Below are 14,971 nucleotides of genomic sequence, written 5' to 3' on the forward strand. Positions count from 1 at the left end.
TAAGCACAGCCGATTCTTTCGGTGGCGGAGCAGGACGACCATGGCACTCTCTCGGCCCGTTGGGCAGGGCGCAAGCGCGCGCAAATATGATCTTTTGACGGCGATCGGCGCTCATGGCATGGCCGGGGGCAAGGTCGATCAGCGTTTGGCGCTGCGGCTGATCACCCTGATCACGGCGCGCTACAACTGGACCTTGGATCTGTTGACCACGGGTCAGCGAGAGATTGCCCGCCTTTGGCAAGTCGATGACCGGACCGTTCGCCGCGAGATGGCGCGGCTGCGCGATCTGGGGTGGCTGGAACTGCGTCAACAGGGCGCGCGGGGCCGGGTCAGTGAATACCGTCTGGGGGTGAGGGCGATCCTTGCCGGGACACAGCATGCCTGGGATGCGGTGGGATCCGATTTTGTCGCCCGAATGGGGGGCTCTGTCCCCGCGGGGACAGAGGTGGCGCCGCAGGACCAGAATGTGATCGCCTTTCCGCTGGGGGGCGCACCGCAGGCACCTGCCGCCGAAAGTCCCGCAAATGCCGTGCCGGGCACCTCGTTCTGGGACAGCGCGAGTGCGGCCTTCCACCGCGAGAACCCGCAGCTGCACAGCGCCTGGGTGCGGAGCTTGCGGGTCAAGAACCTCGATGCGGATGAGGTGGTCTTGCTCGCGCCGAGCCGCTTTCACGCAAGCTATGTGCACACGCATTTGGCGGATCGGCTGCTGGCATTGTGTCGGCTGAGCACGCCCGGGCTGCGCAATCTGCGGATCGAAGCCGCCCCGAAGTGACAATGCCATCCCGCGGCGGCGCGGATCGGGCATGGTGTCGATTGTCGATCCTCGACTCCCCTCAGGTCCTGTGCCACACAGGCGGAAGAGAACGACTCTGCAGGGAAGGCTGATGCGCTCATTGAAAATCGCCCGCAAAAGCCTTCAAGATGAGGCGACGGATCTGTTGCGCGCCGAGATCGTGCACGGACGCCTTGCCCCCGGATCGACGCTTACCGAAATCGCGCTTGCGGCGCAGATGGGCATCGGGCGCGGCACGGTCCGCTCGGCGTTGTTCACGCTGGAAGCGGATGAGCTGGTCGCGCGTCTGCCCTATTCCAGCTGGCATGTGGCGCCGCTCGACGCCGCGGTGATCTGGGAGCTGTACTCGCTCCGCGAAGCGTTGGAGCAGCTGGCGGCGCGCATCGTGGTGACGCGCCGCGCCGAGGCGGCACCGCTTCTGGCGGCGGCCTTCACCGATCTCGTGGCGGCGCAGGGTGGCCCCCTTGAGGCCCGTGTCGCGGCCGATCTTGGCTATCACCGCGCGCTGGTTGAAGCGACGGCACATGGCCATCTGATCCGCCGCTACCGCGCCCTCTCGCATAAGCTGGAATGGCTCTATCGCTGGTCAGAGGGGCATTGGCCGCAGCGCGAACCCCTGGTCGGCGGGCATGATGCGCTGCACCGGGCGCTGATGCAGGGCAATGCGGCCGAAGCGATGGCCGCCGTCGCCGCACATCTGGCCGACGGGTTGCAGCAGGATCTGGACGGATTTCACGCCCTTGCGGCGCAGGTTGAAGCGACGCCGGTCCGCTGAGGCGGCGGCGACAGGAAAGGCACTACAATGCACGACGAAATTATCATCCTCGATGGCGGCATGGGCCGCGAGCTGGAGCGGGTGGGGGCGCCGTTTCGGCAACCCGAATGGTCGGCGCTGGCGCTGATGGAGGGGCCGCAGTTCGTCTATCAGGTGCATCAGGGCTATATCGCGGCGGGCGCGCGGGTGATCACCACCAACAGCTATGCCGTGGTGCCGTTTCACATCGGCGCCGAGCGGTTTGCCGCGCAGGGGCGTGAGTTGGCCGCCTTGGCCGGAACGCTCGCGCGTGGGGCGGCCGATGCGCAACCCGCGCTGGGGGTGAAGGTGGCGGGCTCGCTGCCGCCGGTTTTCGGCTCGTATCAGCCTGAGCTCTTCAATCCGGATCTGGCGGGGGAATATCTGGAGGTGCTGGTCTCCGGCTTGGCGCCTTCGGTCGATCTTTGGCTGGCGGAAACCCAGAGCAGCCTGATCGAGGTGCGTGCGGCCCATGCAGCGACCAAGGCCACCGGCAAACCGCTCTGGGTGTCCTACACGCTGCGCGATGATGTGGCGCCCGAGAAGATGCCGGAGCCGCAGTTGCGCTCGGGCGAGTCGGTGGCGGCGGGGGCCGCGCTGGCGCTCGAGATCGGCGCGGAGGCGATCTTGTTCAACTGCGCGATGCCCGAGGTGATGGAGGCGGCGATCCGCGCGGCCAAGGCGGAATTTGCCCGCGCCGGGCGGGAATTGCCGATCGGCGTCTATGCCAATGCCTTCCCCTCGCAACAGGATGATTCCGAGGCGAATGCGGTGCTGACCGAGATTCGCGCCGATCTGGACCCGGTGAATTATGGCCAGTGGGCGCGGCGTTGGGTCGATGCAGGGGCCAGCATCATCGGCGGCTGCTGCGGCATCGGCACCGAGCATATCGGTGCCTTGTCCGGACAATTTGCCTGTGGCTGCGGCCACCACCACTAAGCTCGGACCCGCCGGGGATTGCCCCGGCGGGTATTCAATGCCCGGCGGTGGGGATGCGGTTTTCCAGCCAACGAAAGCCCAGCACCAGAATTCCGGTCAGGCAAAGATAGGCCAGCACCAGAAACAGCAACGGCTCATAGGTCAGATAGGTCGCCTGCCGGATCTTGAGCACCACGGCATAGAGGTCGACCACGGTGATCGTGGCGACCAGCGGCGTCGATTTCAGCTGCAGGATCACCTCGCCCGCCAGCGTCGGCAGCGCCCGGTGCAGGGCGCGCGGAAACCAGATCCGGCGGAACAGTTGTCGGCGGTTCATGCCAAAGGCGCGCGCGGCCTCCAACTCGCCCTCGGGCACCCCGGCAAAGGCCCCGCGCATCACCTCACCCTCATAGGCGGCGAAGGAGAGGGCGAGGGCGGTGAACCCATAGGGCCAGGCCTGCCGCAGATAGGGCCAGGCCCAGGAGGCGCGGATCTCGGGGAATTGCGCGAAAAGCGAGCCGAGGCCGTAGTAGAGCAGCCAAAGCTGCAGCAAAAGCGGCGTGCCGCGGATCAGCGTGCAAAATCCCTGCGCCAGGGCCTTGAGGGGCCGCGGCCCGGTGACCTGCGCCAGCCCGAGCGGCACGGCCAGCGCAAAGCCTGCAATGACGCTGGCGGCCAGCATCAGCAGCGTCTGGCCGAGCCCCGCCAGCAGTTTCGGCGCATATTGTGGGAGCCAGTCCCAGCGCATGAACACCGCCGCACTCAGCACCAGCGCCGCCAGAACGGCCATCATCACCAGCCGGTGCGGCGCAAAGAGGCCGATCTGATCCGGATTTGCGGCGGGGGAGGGGGCCTTGGCCATCTTACGCCTCCCGCTTCTGACCACGGCGGGCATGGCGCTCCAACCGGCGGATGCCCGCGTTGGAGAGGAGGGTCAGCCCGAGATAGAGCGCGCCTGCGGCGAGAAAGAACAGGAGATAAGCCTTGGTCGCCCCCGCCGCCTGCCGGGTGACCAGGGTCAGCTCGGAAAAGCCCACCACGGCCAGAAGCGCCGTGTCCTTGGTGGCGATCATCCACAGATTGGCCATGCCGGGCAGCGCATGCGGCAGCATCGCGGGCAAGGTGACCCGCCGCAGCACCTGCGTGGGGGCCATGCCATAGGCGCGTGCCGCCTCGATCTCGCCAAAGGGCACCGCCTTGATCGCGCCGCGCAGCACCTCGGTCGCATAGGCGCCCTGCACCAGCCCGATGACGATGATCCCCGCCGCCAGCCCGTTGATGTCGATCGTGTCATGGCCGAGCGCGCCCAAGAGACGGTTCAACAGATCGGTGCCCGCGTAATAGATCAGCAGCATCAGCACCAGTTCCGGCACCGCCCGGATCAGCGTGGTGTAGACCTCCCACAGATCCCGGGCGACCTTGCCGCCATAGAGCTTGCCCACCGCGCCGCAGATGCCAATGGCCAGCCCGAGGAAATAGCCCCCCAGCGCCAGCTCGATCGAGCGCAGAAACCCCGCGAGCAGCACGCCCCCCCAACCGGGCGGTGTCAGGCCAAGCAGGCCAAGATCAAAGGTGGCGGGCATGTCGGTTCCCTTTCAGCCGATCCCCGGACGGCCGTGCCAACCGTCGCCCGGGGAAGAGGCCGCCGCTTTAGCCGCCGTAGACGTCAAAGTCGAAGTATTTCGCACTGAACGCCTGATAGCTGCCGTCTTCGCGCATGGCGAGGATGGCCGCATTGATCTTCTCGCGCAGCGGATCGCCCTGACGCAGGCCCACACCCACCCCGGTGCCAAGGATCGCCGGATCATCCGCCGCCACGCCCTTGGCCTCGCAGCAGGCCATGCCGGCGTCGGTTTTCAGGAAATCATAGAGCGGCATCGAATCCGCGAAAATCGCATCCAGCCGGCCTGCGCTCAGATCCTGCAGCGCTTCGTCCAGCGTCTGGTATTCCTTCATCTCGGCAGCGCTGCCGCCAAAATAGGCCTCGGCATAATCCTTTTGCGGGGTCGCCCCCTGCACGCCGATGTATTTCCCCGCCAAAGACTCGGCGGTCGGGGTCATCTCCATGCCTTTCGCGCCGATCAGCGCCGAGGGCGTGTTGTAATATTTCTCCGAGAAATCAATCATCTTCGCCCGTTCCGGCGTGATGTTCATCGAGCCGATGATCATGTCGATCTTGCCGGTCGTCAGCGCCGGAATGATGCCTTCCCAGGCCACCGGGGTGATCTCGCACTCCAGGCTCAGACGGGTGCAGAGCTCCTTGGTGAAGTCGATCTCCCAGCCCGACCAGGCGCCGCTGGCGTCGGGGGCATAGAACGGCGGATAGGGTTCTGCCGAAATGCCGACCTTGACGGTTTCTGCGGCGGCGCCCGTGGCGGCCCCCAGCGCGGTGCCCAAAGCCAGGGCGGCGACAAGCGTTTTGATCATCGGAAAGTCCTTGTTGAAGGGGAAAGGCCGCCCGGGCGGGCCGGGCTGGGGCGCGACGGGGCGGTGCGCGACAGGGCTGTGTATGAAAGGGTGGAGCGCGACAAATCACGGTGCGGGCGGCGCGAAACCGACCCGCTGTCCTTGGCCTGATCCCCGGTCATCTGCCTGCCCTGTGCTGCATCCTCTGAGACATATTCCTTGCCCTCAGTCGCGCGCGTATTCAACTCCCTATCGCGGCGGCAGCGGCACGGTCTTGCCGATTTCGCCCCGTTCGGGCGGTCTGCGCAAGCAACCGGACCTCAGGCGGTTTTCAGCACCCGGCTCAGACCCTTTTGCACCCGCAGCAACTCCGGCAGATAGGCGGTCACCAATGCCTCGGCCGTGCCATGGATCGTGCCCAATCCGATGTTCAGTGCCGCCACCACCTGCCCGGTCATGCTGCGCAAGGGGACGGCGATGGAGCGCACCCCCAGTTCAACCTCCTGATCAATCACCGCATACCCCTGCGCGGCCACCGTGGCCAGTTCGGCCAGAATGCTCTCGGGATCGGTGCGTGAAAATTGCGTGCGCGGCGAGAGGTCTGAGGCCTCGATCCGCAGCAGACGCTCGGGCAGGGGCAGGGCGGCCAGCAAGACTCGGCCCATCGAGGTGCAATGCGCGGGCAGGCGTGAGCCGGGCATCAGCCCGATCGACATCACCCGCTTTTGCGCCGCCCGCGCGACATAGACGATCTCGGTCTCATCCAGGATCGAGACGCTGGCGCTTTGCCCCACCGTCTCGCTCAGCTGGTCGAGCCAGGGTTGAACGATCTGCGGCAAAGGCATCGCCGCCAGCGCCCCGGTGCCCAACCGCAGCACCCGCGGTGTCAGGCTGAAATATTTCCCGTCGGAATTGGCATAGCCCAGCTCCTGCAGCGTCAGCAGGCAGCGCCGGGTCGCCGCGCGGTCCAGGCCCGTCTCGCGCGCCACATCGGTGATCGACAGCCGGGGCTGGTCCGCCCCGAAAGCTTCGAGAACCTGCAGGCCCTTGGCGAGAGAGGCGATGAAATCTGTGGATTTGTTCAGCATGTGATCATGTTTTTACATCATCTGAACAAATGTCAATATGTGAACAAATTTCTTGCGGGCGGCCCCGGCCCGCTCCTAGTGTCCGCCCCACAGCAGCCGGGGGTCTTCCGGCGCGAGAGGAGACAGGAATGGACAAGCAACTCGCCACTTTGGCCGAGGCGGTCGCCGGGATCGCGGATGGGGCCGTTGTGATGATCGGTGGCTTTGGCGGCTCTGGCGCGCCGATTGAACTGATCCACGCCTTGATCGACCGCTATGTTGCCACCGGCAGCCCGCGCGATCTGACGGTGATCAACAACAACGCGGGCAATGGCCGCATCGGCATTGCGGCGATGATTGATGCAGGCATGGTCAAGAAGATGATCTGCTCCTTCCCGCGCTCCTCGGATCCGCGCGCCTTCACCGATAAATATCTGGCGGGCGAGATCGAACTGGAACTGGTGCCGCAGGGCACCCTGGCCGAGCGTATCCGCGCGGGCGGGGCGGGCATTCCGGCGTTCTACACCCCCACCTCCTATGGCACTGAACTTGCCAATGGCAAACCGGTCGAGGAATTCGAGGGGCGGCACTATGTGCGCGAGCGTTGGCTCAAGGCCGATGTCGCGCTGGTCAAGGGGCAACTCGGCGACCGCCACGGAAACCTGACCTACCGGCTGGCGGCGCGGAACTTCAACCCGCTGATGTGCATGGCGGCGGAGCATACGATTGCGCAGGTCAGCCAGCTGGTTGAGCTCGGCGGGATCGACCCCGAACAGGTGATCACCCCGGGCATCTTTGTCGATGCGGTGGTGGAAGTGCAAAATCCGGCTCAGGAAGAGCTGTTGATCCGTGAAGGGGCGGTTTACGCATGAGCGATCTCAAACTTTCCAATGCGCAAATCGCCTGGCGCGCGGCGCAAGATATCGAAGACGGTGCCTATGTGAACCTCGGCATCGGTTTTCCCGAGATGGTCGCCCGTTATCAGCCCGAGGGGCGGCAAGCGATTTTCCACACCGAGAACGGCGTGCTGGATTTCGGCGAATCTCCCGCGGCTGGTGAGGAAGACTGGGATCTGATCAATGCCGGGAAAAAAGCGGTGACGCTGAAGCCGGGCGCCGCCTTCTTCCACCATGCCGACAGCTTTGCCATGGTGCGGGGCGGTCACCTCGACGTGGCGATCCTTGGGGCCTATCAGGTCTCGCAGAACGGCGATCTGGCGAATTGGCGCGTGGGCTCCAAAGGGGTTCCGGCGGTGGGCGGCGCGATGGACCTTGTCCATGGGGCCAAACGTGTCGCGGTGATCACCGAACATGTGACCAAGACCGGCGAGCCGAAACTGGTGGAGGCCTGCGCCTTTCCGCTGACCGGCGTCGCCTGCGTCACCCGGGTCTACACCAGCCTTGCGGTGATCGACATCGAGGGCGGGCGTTTCGTGCTGCGCGAGAAGCTGCCGGGCCTCAGCCTTGAGGATCTGCAGGCGCAGACCGGCGCCACCCTGCATCTTGACGGCCCGGTGGCCGATCTCATCGTTCCGGAGCTGTGACATGACCGAGGTTTACATCTGCGACTATATCCGCACGCCGATTGGCCGTTTCGGCGGCGCTCTGGCCTCGGTCCGGGCCGATGATCTGGGGGCGATCCCGCTGCGCGCGCTGATGGCGCGCAACCCGAATCTCGATTGGGCCGCGGTGGATGAGGTGATCTTTGGCTGCGCCAATCAGGCGGGCGAAGACAACCGCAACGTCGCGCGGATGTCGTCGCTCTTGGCCGGGCTGCCGGTCGAGGTGCCGGGCACCACGATGAACCGGCTCTGTGGTTCGGGGATGGATGCGCTGATCACTGCGGCCCGCGCGATCAAAGCGGGCGAGGCCGAGCTGATCATCGCGGGCGGCGTCGAAAGCATGAGCCGCGCGCCGTTTGTGATGCCGAAAGCCGAAAGCGCCTATTCCCGCGCCGCCGAGATCCATGACACCACCATCGGTTGGCGTTTCGTCAACCCGGTGATGCAGGCGCAATATGGCGTCGATTCCATGCCCGAAACCGCCGAGAATGTGGCCGAGGATTTCGCCATCAGCCGCGCAGATCAGGACGCTTTCGCGCTGCGCTCGCAAGACAAGGCCGCGGCGGCGCAGGCCAATGGCCGTTTGGCGCTGGAAATCACCCCGGTCAGCATTCCGCAGCGCAAGGGCGATCCGAAGATCGTCGACCGCGACGAGCATCCGCGCGCGACGACGCTCGAGGCTCTGGCGGGGCTGAAAGCGCCCTTCCGCAAGGGCGGCTCGGTCACGGCGGGCAATGCGAGCGGCGTGAACGATGGGGCGGCGGCGCTGATCGTGGCCTCGGCGGAGGCCGCGCGGAAATACGGGCTGACGCCGATCGTGCGGGTGCTCGGCGGGGCGACCGCCGGGGTGGCGCCGCGGATCATGGGCTTTGGCCCGGCGCCCGCCTCGAAAAAGCTGATGGCGCGGCTGGGGCTGACGGCGGCCGATTTCGACGTGATCGAGCTGAATGAGGCCTTTGCGAGCCAGGGCCTGGCGACGCTCCGCGATCTGGGCATCGCCGATGATGATGCGCGGGTGAACCCGAACGGCGGCGCGATTGCCTTGGGGCATCCCCTGGGCATGTCCGGCGCGCGGATCGCGGGCTCGGCGGCGCTGGAGCTGCGCAACACCGGCGGCCGCCGGGCGCTGGCCACCATGTGCATTGGCGTGGGGCAGGGGATTGCCGTGGCGCTGGAGCGCGTCTGAAGTTTCGGTCGTGCGAAAATGAAAAGCGCCGGGGGGGAAACCTCCGGCGCTGTTTTTATCCGCGCAGGGTAGCGCCGCCGTCGATGTAGAGATCGGCCATGGTGATATGCCCCGCCTGATCCGAGAGCATGAACATCGCCGCCGCCGCCACATCCTCGGGCGTTGCCAGCTTTTGCAGCGGAATCCCCGTGCGATAGGTCTCGAGCGTGCCCGCGATGATCCGTTCAGCGCCGTGCGCATCGGCCCACATCCCCGTCTGCATCGGCGTCAGCGTCGAGCCGGGGGCGAGGATGTTGCAGCGGATGCCAAGCGGGGCCAGTTCCAGCCCGAGGCTGCGGACGTACATCGTCGCGGCGGCTTTTGAGGCGGCATAGGCCGCCATCCCGTGACGGGGAATGCCTGCGGCATTGGAGCTGACCACGACCATCGCCCCGCGGCGTCGCCGCCCCATCACCCGGGCCAGCGCCCGCGTGATGTGAAAAACCCCGTCGGCATTCACCGAAAACACCTGCCGCCAAGCCTCATCCGAGGTTTCGGTGACCAGCCCGGTCGCCAGAACCCCCGCCAGCGACAGGCCGAGGTCGATCGGGCCCGTCTCGGCTTCAATCCGCGCCACGAAGGCGTCAACGGCTGCCGAATCCCGCACGTCCAGCGCCGCGCAATAAACGCCGGGGATTTCCGGCAGCAGATGGTCGGTGGCCACCACCTGCGCGCCCGCCTCTTGCAGCATTTTCACCGCTGCAAGGCCGATGCCGCCCGCCGCCCCGGTGACCAGCGCGATCTTGCCCTCAAATCCGGTCAGCTTCATTGCGCGGCCCCCAGCGTGGCCAGCACATCCGCCGTCACCATCGGCACGCCACAGCGCCCTGCCACCCAATTGATTGCCATGTCATGCTCGGCCCGGCTGAAATCGGCCAGCGCATCGGCGACAAAGAACGGCTCAATATCGCGCTGAAAGGCTTCGGCGGCGGTCATCATGCAGCCGATATGCGCGTAAATGCCGGTGATGATCAGCTGATCGCGCCCGCGCACCCGCATCAGATCGGCAAGGTTCGCGCGCTGAAAGGCGCTGTAGCGGTGTTTCACCAGTACGAAATCGGCGGGGGAGGGGGCGAGTTCGGGGATGATCGCCTGATGTGCCGGATCGGCGGACATGCCCGGCCCCCAGAGATCGGCCTGCAAGCCCCGGTCGCGCCGGTCCTGATTGCCGTTCTGCGCGGTGTAAAACACCGGCACATCCGCCGCCCGCGCCGCCGCGATCAGCGCGGCAATATGGGCGATGGCGGGGGTCAGGGGGCTCGCCTCCGGGGTGAAAGCGCCAGTGAAATAGGCCTGCATGTCATGCACGAGGAGGGCTGCGCGCGGCGCGCGGAGCGTCCAGGGCGCGCGGGGTTCCGGCAAATCCTCGGCGCGGGGCAGATCATAGGGCGGGATTTTGGGCAAACCGGCCATCGGCGGGACCTTTCGTTCAGGAGGCAGCGGGGGCGAGGGGTTGCCCCGCTTCGTTCAGCCCGAAGGCATTGAGGACAGTGCGAAATTTGGCAGAGGTTTCCGCCAGCTCATCTTCGGCGCGCGAGCCATCGACCACCCCCACCCCGGCATAGAGCCGGGCGGCATTGCCGTCGATTTCCGCGCAGCGGAGCGCCACATGCCAGGTACCATCGCCCGCAGCATCGGTCCAGCCAACGGCCCCGGCGTAAAAATCGCGGTCATAGCCCTCGATCTCGGCAATCGCCTGTGCGGCGGCGGCGCGCGGCTGGCCGCAGACGGCGGGGGTGGGGTGCAGAACCGCCAGAAGCTCGGCCACCGGGGTGTCGGGGTCCCTGAGGTCCCCCTCGATCCGCGTGCCCAGATGCCACATCGTCGCCGTGCCGTGCAGCGCCATGCCCTCGGGTGCCGCGAGGCGCGCGCAGAAGGGGGCAAGGCTGTCGAGCACGGCCTCGGCTGCGATCTTGTGCTCATAGGCGTCTTTGGCCGATTGCATCAGCCGCGCGCTCACCGCGCGGTCGGCCAGCGGGTCGGCCTGCCGTGGTGCCGATCCCGCCAGCGGATGCGAGCGGACCTGACGCCCGCGCCGCTCCACCAGCAGTTCGGGTGTCGCCCCCACCAGGCGCCGCGGTTGCCCCGCCACCCGGTCCGGCAGCGAGACGGAAAACACCATCGCCATCGGGTCACGGCGCAGCGCCAGCAGCAAGGCGGTGGGGTCAATCTGCTCGGCGGCCATCAGGTCCAGCCGCCGGGACAGCACGATCTTGTCGAGCGTGCCTGCGGCGATCCGGGTCAGCCCCGCGTCCACAGCGCTGCAAAAGCCCGAGGGCACCGGGTTGGGCGCCATCCGGCAGGCACCGATGGTCAGCGGCCCCGCCGCGTTGACGCCCACGGCCGCATCCGTCAGATCCTGCCACTGGGCGGGCTGAAACAGGCTGTCCTCGGCGTGCCGGTCAAAAGGAATCGCCCCGACCAGACGCCCGCCGCCCGCCCCCTCGCCCGCGTAAAACCGGGCGACGCGTTCGGCCAGCGTGGCCAGAGGCCCCCGGGGCAATCCCGCCCGCAATCCGGTGCCGTGCAAATGCCCCGAGGGGTCGTCAAACAGCGCCTCGGGCTGGGTGATCGGCGGGAAAGGGGCGTGCAAGGACATGGGGCCTCCGGCGTGCAGGCCCCCTTTGGCAGGGGCCGATGCGGACCCCTACCAAAGCTTAGTAAAACAGTCAATTTTATACCTGACTGTTTCTATCAAATTCCTGTAACATGCCAAGTCGCTGACCTCAGGGGCCTTTTTGCAAACCCTCTGCGCCGTTCCCGCCCACAAGGCTTTCTGTGAGCAGGCTGTCCGGATCGGTCAACCCGTCGCAGATGTCATAGTGATGGCGACCGGGAATCGTCTGCAGCGCCGTCTCGGCCCCCAGACCGTACCAGATGTTGGCGAGAAGCGCGGATTGCCGCAGGAATTCGGGCCGCTCATCGGCCCCCACGGCAAGCTGCAGCCGTGCACCCGGTTTGGGCAGGAGGAGTGCCGGGCTTTCGGCTGCCGCGTCGGGGCCGTCGAGTTGCAGTGCCGCGCACATGCTGGTGTGTTGCAAGGGTCGCAGATCATGCAGCCCGCTGATGGAGAGCACGCGGCGCAGGCGGTCTGCCACGGCCGGGGGCAGGGGGCTGTCGGCGCAGAGCATCCGGCTGACCAGGTGCCCGCCCGCGGAATGCCCGGCCAGACAGATCGGGCCTGCGACAAGACCGGCGCCAAAGGCGATGGCCCCGGCAACGTCACGGGTGATCTCGGGGATCCGCACCTGCGGGGCCAGCCGATAGCTGGGGAGCAGCACGCTCCAGCCGCGGGCCAGCGCCCCTGCCGCCAGATGCGACCAAATGGATTTGTCGGTTTCGAGCCAGTACCCGCCATGGACAAACACCGCGAGGCCAAGCGAGGGCCCGGCGGGCAAAAACAGATCGGCACGGTGGCGCGGGTCGGGGCCATAGGGCAGATCCAGCCGCGCCCGGCCCTGCGCAAGCGTTGCCGCGCGAAAAGCGGCCGCCGCCGCGGCCCATCGCGCGGGATAGAGATCACCGTCGGCGATATAGGCTCCGTTTTTGTAGGCTTCGTCCCAGTCGGTGATCATCGCGGCTCCTCAGGCTGATCCGGGGCCAACCTGCCAGCAATCAGGCGGGGCTGCAAATGCCGCCCGAAGGGTCCGGACTATGCCCCGGCCTCGCGCTGCAACAGCGTGGACTTGCGCGCGATGCCCCAGCGATAGCCCGACAGGGTGCCGTCCTGGCGCACAACCCGGTGGCAGGGCACCGCCAGCGCGATCTTGTTGGCCGCGCAGGCCCCCGCCACCGCCCGCACCGCCTTGGGTGCGCCGATCCGCGCGGCAATCTCGGCGTAGCTGGTGGTCTCGCCCACGGGAATCTCCCGCAGTGCTTGCCAGACGCGCTGCTGAAACACCGTGCCTTGCAGATCAAGCGGCAGATCCAGCCCGCGTTGTGGCGCCTCGATAAAGCCGAGAACGCGGGCGATCAGATCGGCAAAGCCTGCGTCATCGCCGATCAGCTCGGCGGCGGGAAACCGGTCCTGCAGATCGCGCAGCAGAAAGTCAGGGTCATCATCGAGCAGGATCGCGCAGACCCCGCGCGGGCTGCGCGCCACCAGAATCGCCCCGAGGGAAGAGGCGCCAATGGCAAAATGGATCCGGGTTCCCGCGCCGCCCTTGCGGTAGCGGGTCGCGGTCATGCCGAGCACGGCATCGGCGCTTTCGTAATAGCGGCTGCTGGCATTGTAGCCCGCTTCGTAGATGGCCTCGGTGACGCTGGCCGCCGGATCGCTGAGTTCACTGCGCAGGCGCTTGGCGCGGTGGGCAAGCCCGTAGCCGCGCGGCGTCAGCCCGGTGATCGCCTTGAATTGCCGGTGAAAATGCGCGGGGCTGACCCCCGCCGCCGCCGCCAGATCCGCCAGCTGGGGCAGGCTTTCCGCCGCCTCGATCCGGCGGCAGGCTTCGGTTACGCGGGTGGTCAGCCGTTCTTGCGGGCCGGGGCCATCCGGCGTGCAGCGCAGGCAGGCGCGAAAACCCGCTGCCGTCGCCGCCGCACTGGTGTCAAAAAACCGCAGGTTCTCGGGCCGGGCGGGGCGCGAGGGGCAGGAGGGGCGGCAATAGACGCCGGTCGAGAGCACCGCATAGACGAACTGCCCATCGGCACGGGCATCGCGCGCGGCAACAGCCTGCCAGCGCGGATCGCGGGACAGGGGGTTTTCGGCAGGGGCGGCAAGGGCGGCGGGATCAGTCATGGCGGGCTCCGGTCTCTTTGCCCCAGTCTGCCCGGATTTCACCGCTGCCGCACCCCGTTCTTTGCGGTCGAATTCTCGACCCGGCTCAGATGTCGAGCGTGGTCTCGCGCTCCCATGACGACAGATGCGAGGTATAGGCGACCCATTCCTGCTGTTTCAGCTTGATATAGGCCGAGGAGAACTCGGCCCCCATCGCTGTTTTCAGCCCTTCATCCGCATCATAGGCGCGGATGGCATCCAGCAGGTTCAGCGGCAGTTTCGGCGCATCGGTGATCAGATGGCCCTGCTGATACATGTCGATGTCATGGCGCGGGCCGGGATCGGCCTTCGCCTTCAGCCCTGAGAGCCCGGCGGCAATGATCACCGCCTGCAGAAGATAGGGGTTCACCGCCCCGTCCGGCAGGCGCAGTTCAAACCGGCCCGGGCCCGGAACGCGCACCATATGCGTACGGTTGTTGCCGGTCCAGGTGACGGTATTCGGTGCCCAGGTCGCCCCCGAGACCGTGCGCGGTGCGTTGATCCGCTTGTAGCTGTTGACCGTGGGATTGGTGACCAGCGCCAAAGCCGAGGCGTGCTTCATGATGCCGCCGAGGAAATGCCGCCCCTCGGTCGAGAGGCTCAGCTCTTGCGTGGGGTCGGAAAAGGCGTTCTTGCCCGCCGCATCCCAGACCGAGATATGCGCGTGGCAGCCGTTGCCGGTCAGGCCCATGAAGGGTTTCGGCATGAAGGTGGCGCGCAGGCCATGCTTTTCCGCGACCGATTTCACCATGAATTTGAAGAAGGAATGCTTGTCCGCCGTCGCCATCGCGGTGTCGTATTTCCAGTTCATCTCGAACTGGCCCACGGCGTCCTCGTGGTCGTTCTGATAGGGCTCCCAGCCCATGTCGAGCATGTAATCGCAGATCTCCGCGATCACATCATAGCGGCGCATCACCGCCTGCTGGTCATAGCAGGGCTTCACGGCGGTATCGTAGGGATCGGAGATTTCGCTGCCATCGGCGCTGAGCAGAAAGAACTCCGGCTCCACCCCGGTTTTCACCGTCAGCCCCATCTCGGCGGCCTCGGCCACCAGCCGCCCCAGCACATTGCGCGGCGCCTGCGCCAGCTCGGCCCCTTCCATCACGCAGTTTGAGGCGACCCAGGCCACGTCTTTCTTCCACGGCAGCTGAATGGCGGCGCTGGCATCGGGCATCGCCAGCATGTCGGGATGCGCGGGCGTCAGATCCAGCCAGGTGGCGAAACCGGCAAAGCCCGCGCCGTCCTGCTGCATGTCGGCAATCGCTTGCGCGGGCACCAGCTTGGCCCGCTGACCGCCGAAGAGGTCGGTATAGGAGACCATGAAATATTTGATGCCCTTTTCGCGGGCAAAGGCGGTCAGATCAGTCATCGGTTCGGTCCCTGTTGCAGGAGGTCGCGGGGGGAGTACGTGCCCCCTCCCGTCGCTGTGGGATGGAAAATGCCGCGCGG

Annotated in this window: 16 protein-coding genes; 6 read left to right on the forward strand and 10 right to left on the reverse strand. The window is 66.6% G+C overall.

Annotated elements, in window-relative coordinates; genetic code table 11:
• The first annotated feature begins 40 nt into the window (after window positions 1-40).
• The 3 genes from ACEN2S_RS12560 (at window position 41) to ACEN2S_RS12570 (ending at window position 2,528) form a co-directional block, all read left to right on the forward strand.
• Complete coding sequence (locus tag ACEN2S_RS12560; protein ID WP_441866501.1) at window positions 41-775, forward strand: DnaA N-terminal domain-containing protein; 735 nt, start codon at window positions 41-43, stop codon at window positions 773-775.
• Between the two features lie 112 nt (window positions 776-887).
• Complete coding sequence (locus ACEN2S_RS12565) at window positions 888-1,571, forward strand: GntR family transcriptional regulator (protein WP_441866502.1); 684 nt, start codon at window positions 888-890, stop codon at window positions 1,569-1,571.
• Window positions 1,572-1,598: 27 nt separating this feature from the next.
• A complete protein-coding gene (locus ACEN2S_RS12570; RefSeq protein WP_441866503.1) occupies window positions 1,599-2,528 on the forward strand; it encodes a homocysteine S-methyltransferase family protein in 930 nt (309 codons plus the stop codon).
• 34 nt (window positions 2,529-2,562) lie between these two features.
• Here ACEN2S_RS12570 and ACEN2S_RS12575 read toward each other — a convergent pair whose 3' ends face one another.
• The 4 genes from ACEN2S_RS12575 to ACEN2S_RS12590 form a co-directional block, all read right to left on the reverse strand.
• On the reverse strand, window positions 2,563-3,369 hold the full coding sequence (locus ACEN2S_RS12575; protein ID WP_441866504.1) for an ABC transporter permease: 807 nt from the start codon (window positions 3,367-3,369) through the stop codon (window positions 2,563-2,565).
• A gap of 1 nt (window position 3,370) precedes the next feature.
• The gene (locus tag ACEN2S_RS12580; protein ID WP_441866505.1) at window positions 3,371-4,090 is read right to left on the reverse strand and encodes an ABC transporter permease; all 720 of its coding nucleotides are present in this window, start codon (window positions 4,088-4,090) and stop codon (window positions 3,371-3,373) included.
• A gap of 67 nt (window positions 4,091-4,157) precedes the next feature.
• Window positions 4,158-4,934 carry a transporter substrate-binding domain-containing protein gene (locus ACEN2S_RS12585; protein WP_441866506.1) on the reverse strand — a complete coding sequence of 259 codons (777 nt, stop codon included), beginning with the start codon at window positions 4,932-4,934 and terminating at the stop codon, window positions 4,158-4,160.
• Between the two features lie 299 nt (window positions 4,935-5,233).
• Entirely contained in the window at window positions 5,234-6,001 is a 768-nt protein-coding gene (locus ACEN2S_RS12590) for an IclR family transcriptional regulator domain-containing protein (RefSeq protein ID WP_441866507.1), read from the reverse strand.
• Between the two features lie 128 nt (window positions 6,002-6,129).
• On the opposite strand from ACEN2S_RS12590, the gene ACEN2S_RS12595 reads away from it, so the two are divergent.
• Genes ACEN2S_RS12595 through pcaF form a run of 3 tightly spaced genes read left to right on the forward strand, consistent with a single transcriptional unit; the run spans window position 6,130 to window position 8,727 of the window.
• Window positions 6,130-6,852, forward strand: a complete 723-nt coding sequence (locus ACEN2S_RS12595; RefSeq protein WP_441866508.1) for a 3-oxoacid CoA-transferase subunit A — start codon at window positions 6,130-6,132, stop codon at window positions 6,850-6,852.
• Window positions 6,849-7,523, forward strand: coding sequence for a CoA transferase subunit B (locus tag ACEN2S_RS12600; RefSeq protein WP_441866509.1), 675 nt, complete (start codon window positions 6,849-6,851; stop codon window positions 7,521-7,523). Before ACEN2S_RS12595 ends, ACEN2S_RS12600 begins: the two co-directional genes overlap by 4 nt.
• A gap of 1 nt (window position 7,524) precedes the next feature.
• Complete coding sequence (gene pcaF, locus ACEN2S_RS12605) at window positions 7,525-8,727, forward strand: 3-oxoadipyl-CoA thiolase (RefSeq protein ID WP_441866510.1); 1,203 nt, start codon at window positions 7,525-7,527, stop codon at window positions 8,725-8,727.
• Between the two features lie 55 nt (window positions 8,728-8,782).
• Here the strand turns inward: pcaF and ACEN2S_RS12610 are convergent, their stop codons facing one another.
• From ACEN2S_RS12610 to glnT, 6 genes are all read right to left on the reverse strand, one after another.
• A complete protein-coding gene (locus ACEN2S_RS12610; protein ID WP_441866511.1) occupies window positions 8,783-9,535 on the reverse strand; it encodes a 2,3-dihydro-2,3-dihydroxybenzoate dehydrogenase in 753 nt (250 codons plus the stop codon).
• On the reverse strand, window positions 9,532-10,179 hold the full coding sequence (locus tag ACEN2S_RS12615) for an isochorismatase family protein (RefSeq protein WP_441866512.1): 648 nt from the start codon (window positions 10,177-10,179) through the stop codon (window positions 9,532-9,534). Before ACEN2S_RS12615 ends, ACEN2S_RS12610 begins: the two co-directional genes overlap by 4 nt.
• Before the next feature lie 16 nt (window positions 10,180-10,195).
• On the reverse strand, window positions 10,196-11,365 hold the full coding sequence (locus ACEN2S_RS12620) for an isochorismate synthase (RefSeq protein ID WP_441866513.1): 1,170 nt from the start codon (window positions 11,363-11,365) through the stop codon (window positions 10,196-10,198).
• Window positions 11,366-11,492: 127 nt separating this feature from the next.
• Window positions 11,493-12,341, reverse strand: coding sequence for an alpha/beta hydrolase (locus ACEN2S_RS12625; RefSeq protein ID WP_441866514.1), 849 nt, complete (start codon window positions 12,339-12,341; stop codon window positions 11,493-11,495).
• 77 nt (window positions 12,342-12,418) lie between these two features.
• Window positions 12,419-13,504: a bifunctional DNA-binding transcriptional regulator/O6-methylguanine-DNA methyltransferase Ada gene (gene ada / locus ACEN2S_RS12630; protein WP_441866515.1), complete on the reverse strand. Its 1,086-nt coding sequence runs from the start codon at window positions 13,502-13,504 to the stop codon at window positions 12,419-12,421.
• An 85-nt stretch (window positions 13,505-13,589) separates the two neighbouring features.
• The gene (glnT, locus tag ACEN2S_RS12635) at window positions 13,590-14,891 is read right to left on the reverse strand and encodes a type III glutamate--ammonia ligase (protein ID WP_441866516.1); all 1,302 of its coding nucleotides are present in this window, start codon (window positions 14,889-14,891) and stop codon (window positions 13,590-13,592) included.
• Window positions 14,892-14,971: the final 80 nt, after the last annotated feature.

It is taken from the genome of Phaeovulum sp. W22_SRMD_FR3, from assembly GCF_052113705.1.
Lineage (GTDB): Bacteria > Pseudomonadota > Alphaproteobacteria > Rhodobacterales > Rhodobacteraceae > JBGQOG01.

What these genes read in the sequence shown, in the direction of transcription:
- ACEN2S_RS12600 (WP_441866509.1), top strand. Translation starts at nt 6,849, where the DNA reads ATGAGCGATCTCAAACTTTCCAATGCGCAAATCGCCTGGCGCGCGGCG.
- pcaF (WP_441866510.1), top strand. Translation starts at nt 7,525, where the DNA reads ATGACCGAGGTTTACATCTGCGACTATATCCGCACGCCGATTGGCCGT.
- ACEN2S_RS12580 (WP_441866505.1), bottom strand. Translation starts at nt 4,090, where the DNA reads ATGCCCGCCACCTTTGATCTTGGCCTGCTTGGCCTGACACCGCCCGGT.
- ACEN2S_RS12620 (WP_441866513.1), bottom strand. Translation starts at nt 11,365, where the DNA reads ATGTCCTTGCACGCCCCTTTCCCGCCGATCACCCAGCCCGAGGCGCTG.
- ACEN2S_RS12575 (WP_441866504.1), bottom strand. Translation starts at nt 3,369, where the DNA reads ATGGCCAAGGCCCCCTCCCCCGCCGCAAATCCGGATCAGATCGGCCTC.
- ACEN2S_RS12615 (WP_441866512.1), bottom strand. Translation starts at nt 10,179, where the DNA reads ATGGCCGGTTTGCCCAAAATCCCGCCCTATGATCTGCCCCGCGCCGAG.
- ACEN2S_RS12570 (WP_441866503.1), top strand. Translation starts at nt 1,599, where the DNA reads ATGCACGACGAAATTATCATCCTCGATGGCGGCATGGGCCGCGAGCTG.
- ACEN2S_RS12585 (WP_441866506.1), bottom strand. Translation starts at nt 4,934, where the DNA reads ATGATCAAAACGCTTGTCGCCGCCCTGGCTTTGGGCACCGCGCTGGGG.
- ACEN2S_RS12590 (WP_441866507.1), bottom strand. Translation starts at nt 6,001, where the DNA reads ATGCTGAACAAATCCACAGATTTCATCGCCTCTCTCGCCAAGGGCCTG.
- ACEN2S_RS12595 (WP_441866508.1), top strand. Translation starts at nt 6,130, where the DNA reads ATGGACAAGCAACTCGCCACTTTGGCCGAGGCGGTCGCCGGGATCGCG.
- glnT (WP_441866516.1), bottom strand. Translation starts at nt 14,891, where the DNA reads ATGACTGATCTGACCGCCTTTGCCCGCGAAAAGGGCATCAAATATTTC.
- ACEN2S_RS12565 (WP_441866502.1), top strand. Translation starts at nt 888, where the DNA reads ATGCGCTCATTGAAAATCGCCCGCAAAAGCCTTCAAGATGAGGCGACG.
- ACEN2S_RS12610 (WP_441866511.1), bottom strand. Translation starts at nt 9,535, where the DNA reads ATGAAGCTGACCGGATTTGAGGGCAAGATCGCGCTGGTCACCGGGGCG.
- ACEN2S_RS12560 (WP_441866501.1), top strand. Translation starts at nt 41, where the DNA reads ATGGCACTCTCTCGGCCCGTTGGGCAGGGCGCAAGCGCGCGCAAATAT.
- ACEN2S_RS12625 (WP_441866514.1), bottom strand. Translation starts at nt 12,341, where the DNA reads ATGATCACCGACTGGGACGAAGCCTACAAAAACGGAGCCTATATCGCC.
- ada (WP_441866515.1), bottom strand. Translation starts at nt 13,504, where the DNA reads ATGACTGATCCCGCCGCCCTTGCCGCCCCTGCCGAAAACCCCCTGTCC.